The organism is Pseudomonas sp. HS-18 (assembly GCF_020401845.1).
Taxonomy (GTDB): Bacteria; Pseudomonadota; Gammaproteobacteria; order Pseudomonadales; family Pseudomonadaceae; genus Pseudomonas; species Pseudomonas nitroreducens.
Map to the genome: position 1 here is coordinate 5901632 of NZ_CP084413.1, position 19595 is coordinate 5921226.

The window sequence follows — 19595 nt, forward strand, 5'->3', positions numbered from 1 at the left end:
CTTTTTCGTTTCTGATCGCCCACAAGCCTTGGCGAAAAATCCACGCTCATTCCGGCATCAATCGCCGCTTTCGGCTCCTAGCCTTGCGGGTTTCCACTGCACGGTCTCTCGCCATGCTCCGCCTCGTCATCACCTTGCTGCTTTGCCTTCCTCTTACCGTTCGTGCCTGCCCCGACTGGCCGTCCGAGCAGGTGCCTCGACAGATCGAGGCACTCCGCGGGCAGCTGACGCAGTGGGATGACGCCTACCACCGGGACGGAAAGTCCCCCGTGGCCGATGAGCTTTACGACCAGGCACGCGAACGACTGGCGCAGTGGCGGGACTGCCTCCCTCAAGTCCGTGTTGCCCCCGAGTCACCGCTGGCCAGCAGCGCGGGGACGATTCGCCACCCCTTCCCCCACACCGGCCTCGACAAGCTTCCCGATGCCTCGGCCGTGCGCAGTTGGCTGGCCAACCGCTCCGATCTCTGGGCGCAACCTAAGGTCGACGGCGTAGCGGTCACGCTGATCTACCGCGACGGTCGCTTCATCCAGGCAATCAGCCGCGGCGACGGCAGCGCCGGGCAGGACTGGACCGCCAACGCGCAACGAATCGATGCTATCCCCAGGCAGTTACCCGGCGAACCAGGCGATCTAGTACTGCAAGGCGAGCTGTACTGGCGACTGCCACAGCATGTGCAAGCGTTGCAGGGCGGTTCGGGTGCCCGCGGCAAGGTCGCCGGCCTGATGGCCCGCAAGGATTTGGGCGACCAAGGCACACAGATCGGTCTGTTCGTCTGGGAGCTGCCGGAGGGTCCGGTGAAAATGCCGGATCGTTTGGCACGACTGCGCCAGCTGGGATTCGATGACAGCGCCGACCTGACCGTGCCGGTGGCAGGGCAATCTGAAATCGAGTCCTGGCGCGAACGCTGGTATCGCCAGCCGCTGCCCTTCGCCAGCGATGGCATTGTCATCCGCCAGGGCCGCCGGCCACCGGGCAAGGCCTGGAGTGCACAGGCGCCGGGCTGGGCGGTGGCGTGGAAGTATCCACATCAACAGGCACTGGCGGAGGTTCGTCGCGTGGCGTTCAAGGTCGGCCGCAGTGGCCGGGTGACACCTGTGCTGCATCTGGCCCCGGTAGAGCTGGATGGACGAACCATCCAGCGCGTCGGCGTCGGCTCGCTCAAGCGCTGGCGCAGCCTGGACATCCGCCCTGGCGACCAGGTCGCCATCGCCCTCGCCGGACTGACCATTCCTCGCCTGGACGGCGTGGTCTGGCGCTCGCCGAATCGCCCCAAAATAGCCGCGCCAGAAGACGGCCAGTTCAACGCCCTCTCCTGCTGGCAGCCCATCGAGGGCTGCGAGGAACAGTTCCTCGCCCGCCTGGAGTGGCTCAGCGGAAAGAGCGGGCTGGGGCTAGCCGGTGTCGGACCGGGCACCTGGAGCAAGCTGCACGAAGCCGGGCTGCTGACGGGAATACTCGCCTGGATGACGCTGACGCCAGAGCAACTGAGCCAGGTTCCCGGACTCGGTGAGCGAAGTGCAGCGAGTCTGCACCAGCAGTTCCAGCTCGCTCGCCGGCGATCGTTCGCTACCTGGCTGCGTGCCCTGGGTGCACCGTCCCCCAACGCCCATCCCGCGGGAGACGACTGGCCCGCGCTGGCCGCCCGCGACGCAGTGCAGTGGCAGATGCAACCAGGCATAGGCAAGGTGCGCGCGGCACAACTGGAAGCCTTCTTCAAAGCGCCGGCAGTCGTGCAATTGCGCGAGCAGTTGCACGACCTCGGCGTTGCCGGTTTCTGAGCGCCTCAGCGCATCTGGAAGGCTTCCTGGTGGAAGCGGTTGCCCGGCATGCCCTGGCGGCGCAGGTCACGGCGCAGCAGTTCGGCCAGCGCCTGCGGGCCGCAGAACCACACGCTCGGCCACCGCCCTCCTACACCGGGCTGCAGACCCAGATCGGCTGCCTGCAGGTAACCTTCGCTCTCGCTGTAATGCACACGCAGATCGATACGCGGCAATTTCGCACACAACTCACGCAGGCGGCCGGCATAGATGGCATCGGACGGCGAGCGCACGCAGTACAGCAGCGTCACCTCCGGGCTGTCATCCGGCCGCGCCTGCAGTGAGTCGAGCCACGCCAGGAAGGGTGTAATGCCGATACCACCGGCGATCCAGACCTGCCGCTCGCCCTTGTCGCGGCGGAAGTCGAAGCGGCCGTACGGCCCTTCCACCTTCACCGGGTCTCCCACCTTCAGTCCATCCTGAAGGCGCTGTGTGTAGTCCCCCAATGCCTTGATGCTGAAACGCACTTCGCCGTTGCCCAGGTCGCCGCTGGAAATGGTGAAGGGATGCTGGCCTTCCAGGCGATTGCAGGTGAGGAAGGCAAATTGCCCGGCACGGTGCTGCCAACGCCCCTGCAGCTTGCAGGTCACTTCCAGCATTCGCTCGCCTGGGCGGTCGACCGCCACCACGACACCCTCATGGGTGCGCCGGCGGCCGATCTGCCCGGTCAGCGACCAGAGCGCACACAGGCTGCCCACCGCGGCGCAGAGTGCCACCAGCCAGCCGACCGGTTGCGCCCAGTAGCCCGCCGGCGCCAGCACCACGCCATGGAAGGCGAGCACCAGATAGACCACGGCGAGGGTTTTGTGGACATAGCGCCACAAGTGATAGGGGAAGCGCTGCCAGAGCGTGATGACCAGCATCGCCGCCAGCAACCAGGCCGACCACTCGCCCAGGTCCTTGGCCGAGCCGCGGAATACGTCGAGGAAGGTTTCCACCCTCGGCCCCTTGGCCGGCTTGGCGATGAACTCGGCGAGCAGCGGCCCACCCAGCTCCATCAGGTAGTGCAGCAGGCCCAGCACGATGGCCAGGATGCCCGCCCACTTGTGCGCGCGGTACATGCGGTCGAGGCCGTCGAGGGGCTTCTCCAGCCACACCGGGCGCACCGCCAGCAGCATGATCAGCGACATCAGCGCGAATGACGCGACGCCAGTGAAGAGAATGGCCTGCTTGCGCACGACCCAGATATCCAGCGTCGCCGGCGGGTCGACGAACAGGGCGAGGCCAAAGGTGGCCGCCACGGCCAACAGTACGATCCAGATGAGTTTCATGACTTCTCCTTGGAGCACTGACTTAGTGCACCCACATGGAAGCTGAAGGGTTCCTCTGAATTATCCCTTAATTTCGAAGGGCCTTTAGGGTCGTACCGGTGATGCCATGATCCATGTCAAACGCATCATCCTTCGTTATGCTCGGCACTTTCCTACGGCAAATATAAAAACAACCATGCGCCTTCGCGTTCTTTCCGACCTCCATCACGAGCACTTTCCCAACGGTTATCGCCAATTGCCGCAGACTGTGTCGGACATCGTCGTACTTGCCGGAGATATCCACGAACACTTGCAGGGGCTGCACTGGGCGCGCGAGGAATTTCCTGATAGCGAGATCATCTACGTCGCCGGCAATCACGAGTTCTATCACTCAGACTTGCCCGAACTGACCCAGGCCATGCGCAATCTGGCGCAGGCATTGAATATTCACTTTCTGGAAAAGGACGCCGTGGTCCTGGGCGGCGTACGCTTCCTTGGCGCCACGCTGTGGACCGACTTTCAGCTCTATGGCGCGCATGCGTCGGAACTGGCCTACGAGCAGGCCCAGTTACTCATGCCGGACTTCCGTACGATCGACTACTTCGCCCAACCCTTCACCCCAGGCATGAGCGCCGATATCTGCGCGTCGACCTGTCGGTGGCTGGAGGCGGAACTGGCACAGCCCTTTGCCGGGCCCACGGTGGTGGTCACCCACCACGCACCCAGCGCGCGCTCGATTCCTCCGCATTACGTGGGCGATGCGCTGTCGCCGGCCTTCGCTTCCAACCTGGAATCACTGGTCGAGCGCTGTGACCTGTGGATCCACGGTCACGTTCACGAATGCCTGGACTACCACGTCGGCCGGGGTCGCATCGTCACCAACCCCGGCGCCTACCCCGGCGAGGACAGCGGTTTCGATCCCTGTCGGGTGATCGAACTCTAGAACGGCTGCCCGCTATGTGGCTGCTCGCCAGGTGATAGCTCGCTGAAGAACCGCCAGATTTCAGCCGGCCCATCCAGTTGCGGGTCGACCTGGCCAAGCATGCGCGGCGGCCGGTAAAGCGGCTGCGAAATCAGGTGCCCTCCACCAAACACCGTCACCAGCTCCACGGGCGGCCCGTCGCCGGCAGCCCAGCGCTGGCGCTGCGTCCACACCGGCCCCGGCAGGGTCAGCTTATCCACCTGCGGCTCGCCTCCCTGGCCGTTGCGCCGCGCCAGTGCAAGAGCAGAGTCCTCGGCAGAGAGCACGTTGCCGCGATCACCGAAGCCAAACAGCGTGACCCGGCCACCCGCGTAGGGATTGATGGGGTCCCGCGTGCCATTCATCAACAACGCCGCCCTGGGCTGCTCGGCGGGACGGCAGGCGTCGTTGTCGGCGCTCGGCAGGCTGGCAGCCACGGCGGCGACGCCAGCGACCTTGTCCGGCGCTTCCGCCGCCATCCGCAAGGCCATCTGCCCGCCATTGGAATAGCCCGTGACGAACACCCTCGCGGGATCGACGCCGCGCTCGCGCTGCAGGCGCGCGATCATGTCCGAGAGAAAGCCGACATCATCGATGTTCAGTTGCCGGGCGCTGTAGGAGGCGACCCGCCGGCAGTCGTTCCAATGGCCTTCGAAACCATCGGGGTAGAGCACCAGAAAACCGTCGCGATCTGCCAACGCGTCGAAACGGTAGCCGCTGTCGCGGCGCATGCGCTCGCCGTTGCTCTGCGAGCTGTGCAGCACCACCAGCAGCGCCGGGCGCTCGGCCAACTTCTGCGGCACGTAGAGCACGTAGCTGCGGCGTCGCTGACCCTGGCGCAGCGAGGCATCCTCACTGCTGCCGGTCAGCGTTGGTCGCTGCATCAGCTCGCCGGGCACGTACCACCAACCGCCCACCAGCAGCGCCAGTACCAGCAGCGCGATGAGCCCCTGCACGATCCGCATCGCCACCCGCATACCGCTTCTCCTTGCCCGCCCGGCGGGCCTTGCGAGTCCGGGCCAGATTCGGAGGCATTGCCCTGGGGCAGCCCCTGGCGCTCCCGTCCATGGCAAACTCTAGCCGTTGACTCCAACGTCATAGTGTTTGGTAACCAAGGACTCCGAAAATGTTCCGAAGCTCTGCCCTGATGGCCGCCGTTCTCGCCCTCGGCTGCGCCAGCCCGCTACTCGCCGCCGAGGCGTCCGGGCAACCGCTGACCGGCTGCGCCGCCAAGCGCGCCGCTCTCGAAACCCAGCTCGAACAGGCCAAGGCCCAAGGCAACGGCAACCGCATCGCCGGCCTGCAGACCGCCCTGGAGAAGGTGAAGACCTATTGCACCGACGCCAGCCTTACGCAGGAGCGCAAGCAGAATGTGCTGGACGCGGAGAAGGAAGTCGCCCAGCGCGAGAAGGACCTGCGCAAGGCGATGAACAAGGGTGACGCCGAGAAGATCGAGAAGCGCAAGGACAAGCTGGCCGAAGCCCGCGCCGAACTGGAGCAGGCCAAGCGCGAACTGGAGGAGTGAACCTGTAGGATCGAACTGGCTCGTTCGCGAGTCAGCTCGACCCTACAAGAAAGCGCCCGTCAGAGCGCGCGGAATTTCTTGTGGCAGGCTTCGCAGGCGTCTTCCACCGCGGCGAAGTCCTTGCGCACGCCTTCAGGCGTCGGCGCGGCATTGCGGGTGTTTTCGCCCAGGGCGCGGACGGCCTGTTCGAAGGTCTTGGCGTCGGCCTGGAACTCCAGTTGGCGCTGCCAGATTTCTGCCTTGGCGCGGGTGTCGTCGCTTTCCACCTTGTCAGCTGGCGGCTGGGTCGTGGGGAAGTACTGCCAGGGCTTGTCGGCCAGTTCGCCCAGCTTGGTCGAATTGCTCCGGAACTTGTCCGCGTCGAAGGGAATTCGCCCGCGCAACATGCCGCCCATGTCCTCGCTGGTCTTGAGCATCTCCTTGAACACCGCCTGGCGCTTGTACTCCGGCGAGTTGGGGTCCAGGCGATGGCAGCCGGCAAGCGCGGTACCGGCCAGCAGCAGAACGAGCAGGGTCTTCAACTTCATGGGGGACTCTTGTAGGACGGCCAGACACGGAAGCGCCGGATTATCCGCCCGGTTCCCCGAATGATCCAGACCGCGTGCCGGTCGCTGCGGCCATCCGCCGCAGCGCCGTGCCATTCGTTCAGCTGCCGTTCAGGCAGCCTCGGGTCAGGCGGAAACGACGAAGATCGCGATGATCAACGCCATGCCGAGGAACCATGCCAGCGAGCGCAGCATCGCCAGGTCGGCGATGTAGAAGATCAGGTAGAGCAGGCGGCTGGTGACCCAGGCGATGGCCAGGCGGTCGATGGTGGCGGGTTCGGCATTGTTCACCACGTAAGCTATGATTACTGCCGCGGCGAAGGCCGGGGTCACCTCGAAGCTGTTCATCTGGAAGGCGTTGGCGCGCTTGCGATAGCCCTCCAGGCTGGCGAGGAAGGTGCGCGGGTCGTGGTTCTGCCGGGGGCCGAAGCCGCCGCCAGTGAACTTGGCGATGCTGGTGCCGACGTAAGGCAGGAAGATCGCGATCAGGACGCACCAGAAGGCAATGGGCATGGCGGAACTCTCGTCGAGGGGAAAGGCCGCAGCTTAGGCCATGGCCGTGCGCCGCGTCCTTGACCGGCTTGGCGGGTTGCTCCGTAGCGCGAGCCAATCCTCAGAGTTTCATCACCAGCATGCCCGCCAACACCAGGCTGCACGCCGCCAGACGCGGCAGGCCGAAGGGTTCCTTGAGGAAGCGCATGCCGAACAGCACCACCAGCAGCACACTGGTCTCGCGCAGCGCGGCGGCCTCGGCGATGGAGCCCAGCTGCATGGCCCAGAGCACCAGCCCGTAGCTGAGCAGCACGCAGAAACCGACGCTCAGGCCGAGCTTCCAGTCGTTGATCCAGAACTTGGCGAAGGCTCGGGTGCGCCCGCACAGCGCCACCAGCGGAAATGGCAGGCCCGACAGCAGCGACAGCCAAACCAGGTAGTCCAGCGGCTTGGGCCAGAGCTTGAGCGCGTTGCCGTCGGTCCAGGTGTAACTGCCGATGCACAGGCCCATCAGCAGCACGGTGGGATAGGCGATCCACGGCAGCTTCGAGCCGCCGCCGCCCTTGAGCAGGAACAGCATGCCGACCGGGATCAGCAGGATACCGAGGATCTGCTTGCCGGTCAGGTGCTCGCCGCCGAAGTAGAGGGTCAGCGCCAGCACCACCAGCGGCGACAGCCCGCGCATCAGCGGATAGACCAAACCCAGGTCGCCGACCTTGTAGGCCTGGATCAGCAGCACGCGATAGACCAGTTGCAACGACACGGCGGCCAGCAGCCAGGGCCAGACTTCGGCAGGAGGAATCTCGATCCAGGGCAGCAGGAGCAGCGCGGCGGCGAGGCCGACCATGTCCATGCAGGCAACCACCAGCAGGCGGTCGTTGCTGAACTTGACGAGGGTGTTCCAGGTAGCGTGCAGCAGGGCGGCCAGCAGCACCAGGGTAGTGGCAAGCACGAAAACGAACTCCTGGTATAGACCAGATCAATTCTACCCTGAGCCACCCCATGCCGGGCAAGCGCTGGCTGTTTCGGACATTTCCACCTGCCTCCTCAGCCATAACTGGCCTAGACTGGGCCTTTTCGCCAGCACGAGCCTCTGCCATGCCACGCCTGATCAAGTTCCTGACCGCTTACATCCTCGTCACCCTGCTCTCCGGCTGCGGCTACAACGCCATGCAATCCGGCGACGAAGGCGTGAAGGCCGCCTGGTCGGAAGTGCTCAACCAGTACCAGCGCCGCGCCGACCTGATCCCCAACCTGGTCAGCACCGTGAAGGGCTACGCCGCCCATGAAGCCAGCGTGCTGACCCAGGTGACCGAGGCCCGCGCCAAGGTCGGCAGCACCACCCTGAATGCCGACCAGCTCGACGACCCGGAAGCGGTCAAGCGCTTCCAGCAGGCCCAGGGGCAGCTCAGCTCGGCGCTGTCACGCTTGCTGGTGGTCTCGGAAAACTACCCGCAGCTCAAGGCTGACGGCCTGTTCAAGGACCTGCTGACCCAGCTCGAAGGCACCGAGAACCGCATCACTGTCGCCCGTGGCCGCTATGTGAAGGCCGTGCAGGAATACAACGTGATGATTCGCCAGTTCCCGCAGGTGATCACCGCGAAGATCTTCGGCTACAAGCCCAAGGCCAACTTCAGCGTCGAGAACGAAGCCGCCATTTCCACCGCGCCTAAAGTGGACTTCGGCAACGCGCCGGCGCAGCCCGCACAATGACCTTGCCGCGCTGGCTGCTGGCCGCCCTGCTGCTGTGCTGGGCGGTCGTGCTGCAGGCGGCGCCGGTCGCCATTCCGCCGCTCAGCGCCCGCGTCACCGACCTCACCCAGACCCTCGATGCCGGGCAGCGCGCGCAGCTGGAAAGCCAACTCGCCGGCCTGGAGCAACGCAAGGGCGCGCAAATCGCCGTACTGCTGGTTCCCACCACTGGCGAGGACAGCATCGAGGACTACACGGTGCGTGCTTTCGAGCAATGGAAGCTGGGCCGCAAGGGTGTCGATGACGGCGTGCTGCTGGTGGTTGCGAAGAATGACCGTACGCTGCGCATCGAAGTCGGCTACGGGCTGGAAGGCACCATCACCGACGTGCAGGCCGGCCGGATCATCCGCGAACAGATCGTCCCCTTCTTTCAGAAAGGTGACTTCGCTGGCGGCATCCAGGCCGGCGTCGACAGTCTGATCGCGCTGATCGAGCCGCCCTCCGCCGCAACCACGCCGGACGGCAGCGAAGACGAATTGCCGCATACCGGCCCGGCGGAAAACTACAGCGACGCTTACTCGAACCGCAACGCGACGGCCGCCGAGGAAATCCCGCCCACCCGCCTGGCAGCGCTACTCGGCCTGCTGGTCGGCGTGCCGCTGCTGGGCATGCTGCTGCCGGTGTCCTGGATGCGCCAGCGCAGCATGGGCCGCTACCTGCTGTGCAGCGTGCTGGTGGGCGGCATCGCCGCTGGCGTGCTGCTGGTCAGCGAAGCCAATCCCGCCGCGCTGCAACAGCAGTTGATCGGCGCCTTCTCGATCCCGCTGGTGCTGTACATCTTCTTCCTGCCGCCGATGTGGCTGACCATGGGCGTGCTGCAACTGCTCATGACGATCATCAGCTCGATCGGCCGCGGCGGGCGTGGAGGTGTCGGCGGCGGTGGCGGGTTCCGTGGCGGCGGTGGTTCCAGCGGCGGTGGCGGAGCCTCCGGCCGCTGGTAATCCTGGGCCCTCAGAGGGCGGCGACGCCCTGCTCTTCCTCGCGGATCGAGCGCAGTACCTGGCGCTGCAGGTCGATGAACTCGGCGCTGGCAGCCATGTCCTCGTAGCGCGGACGCCCCAGCTTCACGTCGAAGGTGGCCTTGATCCGCCCCGGCCCGAGTCCCATCACCACGATGCGGTCGGACAGGTACACCGCCTCTTCCACGTCGTGGGTGACGAACATCACCGTCAGTCGATGGGTTTCCCAGATGCGCGTGAGCAGTTCCTGCATCTGGTGGCGAGTCATCGCATCCAGCGCGCCGAAGGGCTCGTCCATCAGCAGAATCTTTGGCCGGTAGGACAACGCGCGAGCGATCGCCACGCGCTGCTTCATCCCGCCGGACAACTCGTTCGGGTAGGCCTCGGCAAACTTCGTCAGCTTCACCAGCTCCAGGTGCTCGTCGGCGATTTCGCGGCACTGTGCACGGGACAGGCCGGCCGCCTTGAGAGCGAACTCGACGTTCTGCCGCGCGGTGAGCCAGGGCAGCAGGGTGTAGGACTGGAACACCACGCCACGATCCAGGCCGGGGCCGGTGATCGGCACGCCGTCGACCTTCACATTGCCGCTGTCGAAGTCTTCCAGGCCGGCGGCGATGGACAGCAGGGTGCTCTTGCCGCAACCCGACGTGCCGACGATGGAAACGAATTCGTTGTCCGCCAGCGTCAGGTCGATGTTGCGCAGCACCTCGCGGCGCGACTGGCCGACCGCGAAACTCTTGTTCAGGCCGGAGATTTCCAAAGTCGCCATCAGTTGCGCCTCCGGTTGTAGCGGAACAGGACCTTCTCGCCGGCGCGCATGGCCTGATCGGTGATCAGGCCGAGGAAGCCGAGCAGCAGGATGTAGCCGATAATGGTGTCGGTCTGGAAGAAGCGCTGGGACACGGTGATGCGGTAGCCCAGGCCCGAAGTCGCCGCCACCAGCTCAGCCAGCACCAGCCAGGTCCAGGCCCAGCCGAGGCTGATCCGCAGGGCGTCCCAGATACCCGGCAATGCGCTGGGCAGGACGATCTTCAGGAGGATGCGGCGATCCGGCATCCCCAGCGTGCGACCAAGGCCGACGAAGTCAGCCGGCACGCGCTTGATCGCGTCCATCACCATCAGCACCTGCTGGAAGAAGGTACCGATCCAGATGATGAGGAATTTCTGGAAGTCGCTGGTGCCGGCCCAGAGGATGGTCAGCGGGACGAAGGCGACCACCGGCATGTAGCGCACGAAGTCCACCAGCGGCTCGGTGGCGGCTTTCCAGAAGCCGTAGCAGCCGGCGAAGACGCCGATGACGATGGACATCGCCGAGGACACCAGGAAGGCCACGGCGATGCGGTACACGCTGACCTTCAGGTCCGACCACAGCGTGCCATCAGCGGCCAGCTTGAGCATGCGTGCCCAGACATCGCCGGGCGCCGGCAGGAAGATCTTCGGCACCGCGCCGCTGGCGCCGGCCAGCCACCAGAGCAGCGCCAGCAGGACGAACACGGCGCCGCCGATGAGCAGGAAATGGCGCTGCGCGATCGGCTTGCCGATGGTGAACAGCGGGTTGGATTTGCGGGCTTTCATGTCGGGCTCGTCGAACGGAGAAAGACGCGCGCCGGCTCGGGGCCGGCGCGCGTGGTGTTTCAGAGAGTCAGAGGGCCTCAACGAAGCGCGCGTCGATGGCCTGTGCCGGGGTGACCGGCTGCTGCAGGATGCCGGCTTCGCTGGCGGCCTTCTGGATGTGCTCGAACGAGCCTTTCTGGAAGGAGCCCTTCAGCTCGGCCTGGTTCTCCTTCACCGAGTAGAAGTGCACGCCGTCAAAGGCGCTACTCAGCTCGGACTCGTCGGCGCCCACGCCCTTGGCGATGGCGGCGCGGCCTTCGGCGCTCTTCTCGTTGTAGTGCTTGAGGCCCGCTTCCCAACTCTTGATCAGCGCCAGCACCTGGCCGGGACGCTCCTTCAGCACTTCGTCGCGCACCACGAACACGTCGCTGATGATGCCCGGGTCATCCGAGCCCTTGTACAGCAGGTTGACCTTGGGGTTCTGCTGCTTGGCGGCGGACAGGTACGGCTCATAGGTGACGGCGGCCGGGACCTGGCCGGCGATCAGCGCGCTACCGGCATTGGCGGCGGGCATCGGCACCGGCTGCACATCGGCGAGGGTCAGGCCGGCCTTGCGCAGGGCGCTGTGCAGGAGGATGTCGCTGGTGGTGCCTTCTTCATAGGCGACCTGCTTGCCCTTGAGGTCAGTCAGGGTCTTGATCGACGGGTCGACGATCAGCGCGTCGGCGCTGGTGCTCTGGTCCAGCAACAGGACGATCTTCACCGGCAGGCCGGCGGCGACCATGGCCATGGCGGTGTGGGTGGCGAGGTTGCCGCCGTCGATCTGGCCGCTGGCCAAGGCGGCGTTCATGTCCTTGTCTTCGGTGAAGTTGACCAGCTCGACCTGCTCCAGGCCGTTGGCCTTGAAGGCGCCAGCCTGCTCGGCGACGTACCACTGGCCGTAGCCCAGCCAGGGCTGCATGCCCATCTTGAAGGTGCCGGCCTCGGGCTTAGTGTCGGCCTTGATCGCGGCGGCGTGCGCGACGCTGGCCAGCAGCAGGCTGGCGCAGGTGGCCACGGCCAGTTGGCGCAGCGCGGATGCGAAAGTGGTGTGCATGGTCTCTCCCCGGTCATTGTTCTGCAGGAACATTCTGCTGAGTGCAGTACTGCTGGATCGGCGGGGAGCAGCGTCGGCCCATGCCCGCCGTGGGCGGGCACAGGCTCACATTCAATCGACGCAAATGCAAAGGTTTTCGCCGCGGTTCGGCTTGGCTCCGGGCACGCAGGCAATCACCTTGGCGAGCCAGCCATCAGGGCTGGGGAATGGCATCGTCCTTGAACTGGTCCTTGATGTACTTGATCTCGGTGCGGCCGTGCGGCGCCGGCTGGCCATCGGGGCCGATGTTGACGAAGACCATCTTGTCCACCGTGAGGATGCTCTTGCGGGTGATCTTGTTGCGCACTTCGCAGGTCAGGGTGATCGAGGTGCGGCCGAACTCGGTGGCGGTGATGCCCAGCTCGATGATGTCGCCCTGGCGCGCGGAACTGACGAAGTTGATCTCCGAGATGAACTTGGTGACCACGCGCTGGTTGCCCAGCTGGACGATGGCGTAGATCGCCGCTTCTTCGTCGATCCATTTCAGAAGGCTGCCGCCGAACAGGGTACCGTTCGGGTTGAGGTCTTCAGGCTTGACCCATTTGCGGGTGTGGAAATTCATGGAAGCTCCTTCTTGGGAGGTTGCGCCTCGTGAGCGCGATGACGGGGAAAGCCCCGCCGGCTATGCAAGTCTGGCTCGGAATGCCGCTGCCCACCCTGCCCCGGCTCAGCCAAGACCAGCTTCGGCGCGGTAGCGCGCGGCCTCATCCACCAGCCAGTCGCGGAAGGCGCCCAGGGTCGCCGACTCCACCTTGCGTTCGGGAATCATCAGGTAATAGGCATTTTCGCTCAAATAGGCATGTTGCATCGGCACGATAAGCCGCCCGTCGGCCAGCTCGTGCTGGATCAGCATCGGCGGGATCAGCGCCACGCCCATGCCGTGCATCGCCGCCTGGGCGAGCATGGAGAACAGCTCGTAGCGGGTGCCGCTCATGTCGTGCGCCACGCTCATGCCCAGCGAACCGAACCACTGGCGCCAGGCGTAGGGCCGGGTGGTCTGCTGCATCAAGGGCAATTCGGCGATCTGCGCGGCGGACAGTTCACGGCACCCACCCAGCAGCTCGGGACTGCACACCGGCACCGGGTTCTCGTGCATGAGGAAGTTGGCCACCGTGCCGGACCACACGCCGTCGCCGAAATACAGCGCCGCGTCGAACTCGGTGTCGGCGAAGAGGAAGGGCCGGGTGCGGTTGGTCATGTTCACCGTGACTTCCGGGTGCAGGCGCTTGAAGTCCTTCAGCCGTGGCAGCAGCCATTGCGTCGCAAAGGTCGGCACCACCGCCAGCTCCAGCGTACCGCCGCCCTGCTGCCCCATCACTGCCAGCGTGTCGCGCTCCACGGCGTCCAGGCGCTGGGCAACACGGCGGCTGTAGTTGAGCCCCGCTTCGGTCAGCTTCACCCCGCGCCGCGAACGGCGGAACAGCTCGACGCCGAGGAACCCCTCCAGCGTGGCGATCTGTCGGCAGATGGCGCTCTGGGTCAGCGACAGCTCGTCGGCGGCCTTGGTAAAGCTCTCATGGCGGGCGGCGGACTCGAAGGCGACCAGCGCCGCGGTGGTCGGGATCTTGCGTCGCATCGAATGCCTCTTCGGAATATCGTGATGCACAGGAATCGCCATGAACGCCTGAAATAGAGGCGAGCAGGCAAAATCCAGCAGCAGCCCAGCAATTACGGAGTGACAAAATAGCACAACAGCGTGCGAATTAATCGGTTGCCCCGCTTCCCGACGGCTGACTAGGATGGCCCACACCGAGCCCGCCTAGACTTGTGCGGGTCTTTCACTGTCTGCGTTCGAGGTTCTCCATGGCGACCAAAGCAAGCTTCAACTGGGAAGATCCGCTGCTGCTGGATCAGCAACTCACCGAAGAAGAGCGCATGGTGCGCGACAGCGCCCAGCAGTTCGCCCAGGACAAGCTGGCCCCGCGCGTACTGGAAGCCTTCCGCCACGAGCAGACCGACCCGGCGATCTTCCGCGAGATGGGCGAAACCGGCCTGCTCGGTGCGACCATCCCCGAACAGTACGGCGGCAGCGGCCTGAACTACGTGTGCTACGGCCTGATCGCCCGCGAAGTCGAGCGCATCGACTCCGGCTACCGCTCGATGATGAGCGTGCAGTCCTCCCTGGTGATGGTGCCGATCAACGAATTCGGCAACGAAGCCACCAAGCAGAAATACCTGCCGAAACTGGCCAGCGGCGAATACATCGGCTGCTTCGGCCTGACCGAGCCGGACCACGGCTCCGACCCGGGCTCGATGATCACCCGTGCCAAGAAAGTCGACGGCGGCTACCGTCTCACCGGCGCCAAGATGTGGATCACCAACAGCCCGATCGCCGACGTCTTCGTGGTCTGGGCCAAGGATGACGAAGGCCAGATCCGCGGCTTCGTCCTGGAAAAAGGCTGGGAAGGCCTGTCCGCCCCGGCGATCCACGGCAAGGTCGGCCTGCGCGCCTCGATCACCGGCGAGATCGTGATGAACAACGTGTTCTGCCCGGAAGAAAACGCCTTCCCGGACGTGCGCGGCCTGCGTGGTCCGTTCACCTGCCTGAACTCCGCCCGCTACGGCATCTCCTGGGGCGCCCTGGGTGCCGCCGAAGCCTGCTGGCACACCGCTCGCCAGTACACCCTGGACCGCAAGCAGTTTGGTCGCCCGCTGGCCGCCAACCAGCTGATCCAGAAGAAACTGGCCGACATGCAGACCGACATCACCCTCGCCCTGCAAGGCTGCCTGCGCCTGGGCCGGATGAAGGACGAAGGCACCGCCGCCGTCGAAATCACCTCGATCATGAAGCGCAACAGCTGCGGCAAGGCCCTGGACATCGCCCGCCTGGCCCGCGACATGCTTGGCGGCAACGGCATCTCCGACGAGTTCGGCGTCGCCCGCCACCTGGTCAACCTGGAAGTGGTGAACACCTACGAAGGTACCCACGACGTCCACGCGCTGATACTCGGCCGCGCCCAGACTGGCATCCAGGCGTTCTTCTAAGCAATGCCCCGCGCTGGCCCGCCTGGGCCAGCGCACGCTTTACCTCTCGCCCGAGAGGCCCCGGGGAGGACCGTGGAGTCCCCGCACCGCGTCCTCCCCGCCCCTATCCAAGCTGCAGGTGATTGCATGTCCGGCGCCCTTTCGCACATTCGTGTCCTCGACCTCTCCCGCGTTCTCGCCGGCCCCTGGGCCGGGCAGATCCTCGCCGACCTCGGCGCGGAAGTGATCAAGATCGAGCGTCCCGGCAGCGGCGACGACACTCGCGCCTGGGGCCCGCCGTTCCTCAAGGACGCCGACGGCCGCGACACCAGCGAAGCGGCGTATTACCTCTCGGCGAACCGCAACAAGAAATCCCTGACCATCGACTTCACCCAGCCCGAAGGCCAGCGCCTGGTGCGCGAACTCGCCGCCAAGGCCGACATCGTGCTGGAGAACTTCAAGGTCGGCGGGCTGAAGGCCTACGGCCTGGACTACGAGTCGCTGAAAGCGCTCAACCCGAAGCTGATCTACTGCTCGATCACCGGCTTCGGCCAGTTCGGCCCCTACGCCAAGCGCGCCGGCTACGACTTCATGATCCAGGGCCTGGGCGGCCTGATGAGCCTGACCGGGCGCTCCGACGCCGAGGAAGGCGCCGGCCCGGTGAAAGTGGGTGTAGCACTGACTGACATCCTCACTGGCCTCTACTCGTCCACCGCGATCCTCGCCGCGCTCGCCCACCGCGATGTCAGCGGCATCGGCCAGCACATCGACATGGCGCTGCTGGACGTGCAGGTCGCCTGCCTGGCCAACCAAACCCTGAACTACCTGACCACCGGCAACCCGCCGCGTCGCCTGGGCAACGCGCACCCGAACATCGTGCCGTACCAGGACTTCCCCACCGCCGACGGCGACCTGATCCTCACCGTCGGCAACGACGGCCAGTTCCGCAAGTTCGCCGAGCTGGCGGGCCACCCGGAGTGGGCCACCGACGAGCGCTTCGCCACCAACCAGGCGCGCGTGGCGCACCGCGAGGTGCTGATCCCGCTGATCCGCCAGGCCACCGTGATGCGCACCACCGCCGAGTGGATCGCCGTGCTGGAACACGCCAGCGTGCCGTGCGGGCCGATCAACGATCTGGCCCAGGTGTTCGCCGATCCGCAGGTCATCGCTCGCGGGCTGCGCGTGGACCTGCCGCACCCGCTGGCCGGCACGGTGCCGCAGGTCGCCAGCCCGATCCGCCTGTCCGAGACCCCGGTCGAATACCGCAACGCCCCGCCGACCCTCGGCCAGCACACACAGGAAATCCTCGAAGGCGTGCTCGGCCTGGACCAGGCAGCCATCGGCAAGCTGCGCGAGGACGGCGTGATCTGACGTCCCCGTAGGGCGAATAACGCCTCGAGCGTTATCCGCCGTCCGTCGGCTCTGAAGCCAGAAGCGGCAGATAAAGCGCACCGCTTTATACGCCCTACAACTGACCATCGGCGCCCGCTCCAGCGGACGCCACCGATCCCCGCAACGACGCCCGCGCCAGGGTTTTCACGGCCCCTGGCGCGGGCGCGACGGGGATCCCGGTCGCGATCCACTGCGCGAACACGACCAAAAGCCTTTGGCTTGTCATGCGCCATGGCTATAATCCGCGAGCTTGTGCGACACGCGTTGCGTGTCTCCGGTCACCTAGCTGTCAGGTCAGCTAGATGAGATTTCCTCGGAAATCGAATACTTGGGTATCCACCCCCAAGAAACAAAACCGGCCCGGAAGTCCAATGCCTTCAAGGACTTACCGCTGCGGCGGGCGGCATAACCCTTAGATCGTTTAGCTCTCGGCGGCACGATCACGGAGCCAGATAGACCGGTTTCGGAGAGCATCTTAAAACACCAACCCAAGCGGGGAGTTGACCCCCGCAGGGGTCTCCTCCTGCTAATTTTGTCAGGAGGCATCAACTTTTCCGACCAACGGTCATATGACTGTCTTGGCTCGGCTCTTCCACAGGAGACATGAGCGAAAGCTCTGTCTGTCATTGTCCAACCACACCCATCAGGGTGCGGTAGCGGACTCGTTGTGCGACCAACGGTAGCCTACGACGACGTGCATCGCTGGTAACGGCGTTGTGCGAAGCTCGTCCGACAACGTAGCCCCCTATCCAGGGTGCAGTCCTTCCGCGAGGCAGGCTGTAGATACTCGGAGCAGTACCGGGTTGAGGCGCCAGGCTGACTGGTACGGGCAACACATGTGAACCGCTGATAAACACCGTAAGGATTGACAAGCCAAAACTGCTGTTAGGCTTGAACCAAAAGGTACGTGGCCGGTTACTTCCGTGGGCTCTGGAAGTACGTCGCCATCATGGCCACCGGTGAAGAGGCGGGCTCTAACCCAGTCGTGTGACAGGCAGGGAACGTGGTAAGCCCGTATCGCCGCCCTCCGGGCAGGTGAACCGTAAGGGGATCTGTTGGCGATGCGGGTATGGGATCGCAGAGAAAGCGAATGCCGGACTGTAATGGTCCGGATAGGGGTTGAAACATCACCCCACGGGAAACCGGGCAGACTTCTGCGTGGTCTTCCGTCGCAACAGCTCTGACAGAGACCGTCTCAATCAACCCAGGGCCAGCTTCCATCGGCCCTTAACAAACCTACCCTGGCGGGTGCACCCACCCCGTCAGGGGCGGCGTGCACCTTCCGCTCGGGTATTCACTTGAGAGGAAAGCAGCATGAAAGAGCTCAGCCAACAGGCCGAGCCTGCGCTTTCCGGCGCTCCACAGCAATGGCACGACGTCGATTGGAGTCGTGTCCAGCGGAACGTCCGGGGAATGCAGGTGCGGATTGCGAAGGCTTGTCGGGAAGGCAAATGGCGCAGGGTGAAAGCCTTGCAACGGATGCTGACCCGCTCGAAGTCGGCCAGATACTTGGCCGTACGGAGAGTCACGGAAAATCAGGGGAGCCGCACGACGGGAGTCGATAAGCAACTCTGGGATACACCCAACGCGAAATGGGAAGCGGTTGGTCAGTTGAAGACGCGGGGATACAAGGCTCGACCTCTACGGCGCGTCTTTATCCCGAAATCGGATGGCCGGGAACGCCCTTTGGGTATCCCGACCATGACGGACAGAGCCATGCAGGCGCTGTATCTGCTGGCGCTGTCTCCTGTCGCAGAAACCCGGGGCGATCCGAACAGCTACGGCTTCCGGATCGAACGCTCCACGGCGGACGCGATGGCGCAGTTGTTCGTATGCCTGTCTCAGAAGGCCTCGGCCCAATGGGTGCTGGACGCGGACATCGAAGGGTTCTTCGACAACATCAACCATGATTGGCTGATAAGGAATGTCCCCACGGATACACGAGTACTCCGGCAATGGTTAAAGGCCGGGGTTGTACACCGAGGGCAGTTGCACGCAACGGATGCAGGTACGCCACAAGGGGGGATCATCTCCCCAACCTTGGCAAATCTGGCGCTGGATGGGCTGGAGTCACTCCTCAAGCAACATCTGGGGGTGACGAGGGCGAAGAAGCTGAAGATCAACGTGGTGCGTTACGCGGATGATTTCGTGATCACTGGCGCCTCCCCGGAGGTACTGGAAAACGAGGTCAAACCCTGGGTAGAGCAGTTCCTGGCGGTACGCGGGCTGCGGCTTTCTCCCAAGAAAACCCGCATCGTCCACATCGACGAAGGCTTCGACTTCCTTGGATGGAACTTCCGAAAGTACGACGGAACGTTGTTGATCAAGCCGAGCAAGAAGAACGTCAAGGCGTTCTACGGCAAGGTCAGAGAGGTGATCGACACCCACAAGACGAGTAAGCAGGAGGATTTGATCCGACTGCTGAATCCGATCCTGCGGGGGTGGGCGCTTTACCATCAGCCAGTAGTGGCCAAACAGGCGTATAGCCGGATGGATAACAGGGCGTTTGTTAAGCTCTGGCGCTGGGCCAAAAGGCGGCATCCAAACAAGTCCCTGGACTGGATACGGAAGAAGTATTTCCGACCACAAGGGGAACGCGGATGGGTGTTCGCCACCACGGTTCTGGAAGCGAACGGAACAAAACGGGAAGTCGAGTTGTACCAGCTTGCAGGGACACCGATCGAGCGGCACAAAAAGGTGAGCGGGGAATACAACCCCTACGACCCGACCATGGAGGCGGCAGGCGAAAAACTGCGCATGGAACGGATGCTGAACAAGCTGAAGTACCGGAAGCAAATCGCCAGTCTATTCACCAGCCAAAGTGGGTTATGCGCGCTATGCAAACAGCCGATATCCAGGGAAACCGGGTGGCACGATCACCACATTATCTACCGCTCACAAGGCGGTGGAGACTCCCTGGAGAACCGGGTACTATTGCACCCAACTTGTCACCATCAACTCCACACACGTGGCCTGACCGTGAACAAACCGGCCCCCTAAAGGGCTTTGCGAAGACTTGAGCCGTATGCGCCGAAAAGCGCACGTACGGTTCTTAGGGGGGGATCAGCCAGCGATGGCTGGTTCCCACCCGACCAATAACGGCCGGCGCTGTCCGGTCGTTCCCGCCACCTGTCCGAGGGGCGCTGCAGCAGGTCGATTCGCTTCGGCTTGTCAGGCTCGAACAGGGCGCGTCACGGTCGGCTGCCGCCGATCGCCAAACGCATCAACGGCGCCCATTCGCAGACA

Annotated in this window: 18 protein-coding genes and 1 riboswitch; of the genes, 8 read left to right on the top strand and 10 right to left on the bottom strand. The window is 64.5% G+C overall.

Annotated features, from left to right (window positions below):
- The first annotated feature begins 113 nt into the window (after positions 1–113).
- Entirely contained in the window at positions 114–1781 is a 1668-nt protein-coding gene (gene ligB / locus LDJ84_RS27445; protein ID WP_226045618.1) for an NAD-dependent DNA ligase LigB, read from the top strand.
- 5 nt (positions 1782–1786) lie between these two features.
- Here the strand turns inward: ligB and LDJ84_RS27450 are convergent, their stop codons facing one another.
- A complete protein-coding gene (locus tag LDJ84_RS27450) occupies positions 1787–3091 on the bottom strand; it encodes a ferric reductase-like transmembrane domain-containing protein (RefSeq protein ID WP_024764163.1) in 1305 nt (434 codons plus the stop codon).
- Positions 3092–3266: 175 nt separating this feature from the next.
- Between LDJ84_RS27450 and LDJ84_RS27455 the strand changes: the two genes are divergently transcribed.
- Positions 3267–4013, top strand: a complete 747-nt coding sequence (locus LDJ84_RS27455; protein ID WP_169887125.1) for a metallophosphoesterase family protein — start codon at positions 3267–3269, stop codon at positions 4011–4013.
- Here LDJ84_RS27455 and LDJ84_RS27460 read toward each other — a convergent pair.
- Positions 4010–5008: an alpha/beta hydrolase family esterase gene (locus LDJ84_RS27460; RefSeq protein WP_169887124.1), complete on the bottom strand. Its 999-nt coding sequence runs from the start codon at positions 5006–5008 to the stop codon at positions 4010–4012. The genes LDJ84_RS27455 and LDJ84_RS27460 overlap by 4 nt on opposite strands.
- A gap of 149 nt (positions 5009–5157) precedes the next feature.
- Between LDJ84_RS27460 and LDJ84_RS27465 the strand changes: the two genes are divergently transcribed.
- Positions 5158–5556: a DUF1090 domain-containing protein gene (locus tag LDJ84_RS27465; RefSeq protein WP_169887123.1), complete on the top strand. Its 399-nt coding sequence runs from the start codon at positions 5158–5160 to the stop codon at positions 5554–5556.
- Between the two features lie 59 nt (positions 5557–5615).
- On the opposite strand, the gene LDJ84_RS27470 is transcribed toward LDJ84_RS27465, so the two are convergent.
- The 3 genes from LDJ84_RS27470 to LDJ84_RS27480 all read right to left on the bottom strand — a co-directional run bounded on the left by LDJ84_RS27470 (position 5616) and on the right by LDJ84_RS27480 (position 7545).
- Positions 5616–6083, bottom strand: coding sequence for a c-type cytochrome (locus LDJ84_RS27470; RefSeq protein ID WP_065327936.1), 468 nt, complete (start codon positions 6081–6083; stop codon positions 5616–5618).
- Between the two features lie 144 nt (positions 6084–6227).
- Positions 6228–6614, bottom strand: a complete 387-nt coding sequence (locus LDJ84_RS27475; RefSeq protein ID WP_024764168.1) for an MAPEG family protein — start codon at positions 6612–6614, stop codon at positions 6228–6230.
- 100 nt (positions 6615–6714) lie between these two features.
- Positions 6715–7545 carry an EamA family transporter gene (locus LDJ84_RS27480; protein ID WP_084358668.1) on the bottom strand — a complete coding sequence of 277 codons (831 nt, stop codon included), beginning with the start codon at positions 7543–7545 and terminating at the stop codon, positions 6715–6717.
- Between the two features lie 146 nt (positions 7546–7691).
- On the opposite strand from LDJ84_RS27480, the gene LDJ84_RS27485 reads away from it, so the two are divergent.
- On the top strand, positions 7692–8306 hold the full coding sequence (locus LDJ84_RS27485) for a LemA family protein (protein ID WP_037011389.1): 615 nt from the start codon (positions 7692–7694) through the stop codon (positions 8304–8306).
- Positions 8303–9286, top strand: a complete 984-nt coding sequence (locus tag LDJ84_RS27490) for a TPM domain-containing protein (RefSeq protein WP_169887122.1) — start codon at positions 8303–8305, stop codon at positions 9284–9286. Before LDJ84_RS27485 ends, LDJ84_RS27490 begins: the two co-directional genes overlap by 4 nt.
- Before the next feature lie 10 nt (positions 9287–9296).
- Here LDJ84_RS27490 and LDJ84_RS27495 read toward each other — a convergent pair whose 3' ends face one another.
- The 5 genes from LDJ84_RS27495 to gcvA form a co-directional block, all read right to left on the bottom strand.
- Positions 9297–10073, bottom strand: coding sequence for an ABC transporter ATP-binding protein (locus tag LDJ84_RS27495; protein ID WP_226045619.1), 777 nt, complete (start codon positions 10071–10073; stop codon positions 9297–9299).
- The gene (locus LDJ84_RS27500; protein ID WP_045215900.1) at positions 10073–10879 is read right to left on the bottom strand and encodes an ABC transporter permease; all 807 of its coding nucleotides are present in this window, start codon (positions 10877–10879) and stop codon (positions 10073–10075) included. Before LDJ84_RS27500 ends, LDJ84_RS27495 begins: the two co-directional genes overlap by 1 nt.
- Positions 10880–10946: 67 nt before the next feature.
- Complete coding sequence (locus LDJ84_RS27505) at positions 10947–11954, bottom strand: ABC transporter substrate-binding protein (RefSeq protein WP_065327941.1); 1008 nt, start codon at positions 11952–11954, stop codon at positions 10947–10949.
- 193 nt (positions 11955–12147) lie between these two features.
- On the bottom strand, positions 12148–12555 hold the full coding sequence (locus tag LDJ84_RS27510; RefSeq protein WP_015479269.1) for an acyl-CoA thioesterase: 408 nt from the start codon (positions 12553–12555) through the stop codon (positions 12148–12150).
- Between the two features lie 105 nt (positions 12556–12660).
- Positions 12661–13569 carry a transcriptional regulator GcvA gene (gene gcvA, locus LDJ84_RS27515; protein WP_226045620.1) on the bottom strand — a complete coding sequence of 303 codons (909 nt, stop codon included), beginning with the start codon at positions 13567–13569 and terminating at the stop codon, positions 12661–12663.
- A gap of 227 nt (positions 13570–13796) precedes the next feature.
- Here gcvA and LDJ84_RS27520 point away from each other — a divergent pair, with 227 nt between their 5' ends.
- The 3 genes from LDJ84_RS27520 (at position 13797) to ltrA (ending at position 19349) form a co-directional block, all read left to right on the top strand.
- Positions 13797–14978, top strand: a complete 1182-nt coding sequence (locus LDJ84_RS27520) for an acyl-CoA dehydrogenase (protein ID WP_038803335.1) — start codon at positions 13797–13799, stop codon at positions 14976–14978.
- A gap of 126 nt (positions 14979–15104) precedes the next feature.
- Positions 15105–16328: a CaiB/BaiF CoA transferase family protein gene (locus LDJ84_RS27525; RefSeq protein ID WP_065327942.1), complete on the top strand. Its 1224-nt coding sequence runs from the start codon at positions 15105–15107 to the stop codon at positions 16326–16328.
- Between the two features lie 1335 nt (positions 16329–17663).
- Positions 17664–19349: a group II intron reverse transcriptase/maturase gene (ltrA, locus tag LDJ84_RS27530; protein ID WP_226045621.1), complete on the top strand. Its 1686-nt coding sequence runs from the start codon at positions 17664–17666 to the stop codon at positions 19347–19349.
- A gap of 129 nt (positions 19350–19478) precedes the next feature.
- Positions 19479–19591, top strand: a riboswitch (S-adenosyl-L-homocysteine riboswitch).
- Positions 19592–19595 lie beyond the last annotated feature (4 nt).

Coding starts and splice junctions, on each gene's coding strand:
- ligB (WP_226045618.1), top strand. CDS start 114: ATGCTCCGCCTCGTCATCACCTTGCTGCTTTGCCTTCCTCTTACCGTT.
- LDJ84_RS27450 (WP_024764163.1), bottom strand. CDS start 3,091: ATGAAACTCATCTGGATCGTACTGTTGGCCGTGGCGGCCACCTTTGGC.
- LDJ84_RS27455 (WP_169887125.1), top strand. CDS start 3,267: ATGCGCCTTCGCGTTCTTTCCGACCTCCATCACGAGCACTTTCCCAAC.
- LDJ84_RS27460 (WP_169887124.1), bottom strand. CDS start 5,008: ATGCGGGTGGCGATGCGGATCGTGCAGGGGCTCATCGCGCTGCTGGTA.
- LDJ84_RS27465 (WP_169887123.1), top strand. CDS start 5,158: ATGTTCCGAAGCTCTGCCCTGATGGCCGCCGTTCTCGCCCTCGGCTGC.
- LDJ84_RS27470 (WP_065327936.1), bottom strand. CDS start 6,083: ATGAAGTTGAAGACCCTGCTCGTTCTGCTGCTGGCCGGTACCGCGCTT.
- LDJ84_RS27475 (WP_024764168.1), bottom strand. CDS start 6,614: ATGCCCATTGCCTTCTGGTGCGTCCTGATCGCGATCTTCCTGCCTTAC.
- LDJ84_RS27485 (WP_037011389.1), top strand. CDS start 7,692: ATGCCACGCCTGATCAAGTTCCTGACCGCTTACATCCTCGTCACCCTG.
- LDJ84_RS27490 (WP_169887122.1), top strand. CDS start 8,303: ATGACCTTGCCGCGCTGGCTGCTGGCCGCCCTGCTGCTGTGCTGGGCG.
- LDJ84_RS27495 (WP_226045619.1), bottom strand. CDS start 10,073: ATGGCGACTTTGGAAATCTCCGGCCTGAACAAGAGTTTCGCGGTCGGC.
- LDJ84_RS27500 (WP_045215900.1), bottom strand. CDS start 10,879: ATGAAAGCCCGCAAATCCAACCCGCTGTTCACCATCGGCAAGCCGATC.
- LDJ84_RS27505 (WP_065327941.1), bottom strand. CDS start 11,954: ATGCACACCACTTTCGCATCCGCGCTGCGCCAACTGGCCGTGGCCACC.
- LDJ84_RS27510 (WP_015479269.1), bottom strand. CDS start 12,555: ATGAATTTCCACACCCGCAAATGGGTCAAGCCTGAAGACCTCAACCCG.
- gcvA (WP_226045620.1), bottom strand. CDS start 13,569: ATGCGACGCAAGATCCCGACCACCGCGGCGCTGGTCGCCTTCGAGTCC.
- LDJ84_RS27520 (WP_038803335.1), top strand. CDS start 13,797: ATGGCGACCAAAGCAAGCTTCAACTGGGAAGATCCGCTGCTGCTGGAT.
- LDJ84_RS27525 (WP_065327942.1), top strand. CDS start 15,105: ATGTCCGGCGCCCTTTCGCACATTCGTGTCCTCGACCTCTCCCGCGTT.
- ltrA (WP_226045621.1), top strand. CDS start 17,664: ATGAAAGAGCTCAGCCAACAGGCCGAGCCTGCGCTTTCCGGCGCTCCA.